The sequence below is a fragment of the Streptococcus sp. HMSC076C08 genome, assembly GCF_001810825.1.
Lineage (GTDB): Bacteria > Bacillota > Bacilli > Lactobacillales > Streptococcaceae > Streptococcus.
Map to the genome: position 1 here is coordinate 1 of NZ_KV802715.1, position 207 is coordinate 207.

The 207-nt window shown below is 49.8% G+C and carries 1 tRNA gene; it reads left to right on the top strand.

Annotation, left to right across the window (positions count from 1 at the left end):
• Positions 1 to 133 precede the first annotated feature (133 nt).
• A tRNA-Val gene (locus HMPREF2766_RS00950) sits at positions 134 to 206 on the top strand.
• Position 207: the final 1 nt, after the last annotated feature.

Genomic DNA, 207 nt, shown 5'->3' on the forward strand with positions numbered 1-207 from the left:
CCCCTGTGAGATATGGAAGTCGCTTAGCTCGAGGGAGTTTAGCTTAGTTGTAATTGAGAGGAAATCGAAATTACAATCGGCGGATGAGAGAAACGAAGTTTCTTACCGTTGGCTGAGCTAGACTCCGCCCTTTGGGAGTTTAGCTCAGCTGGGAGAGCATCTGCCTTACAAGCAGAGGGTCAGCGGTTCGATCCCGTTAACTCCCAT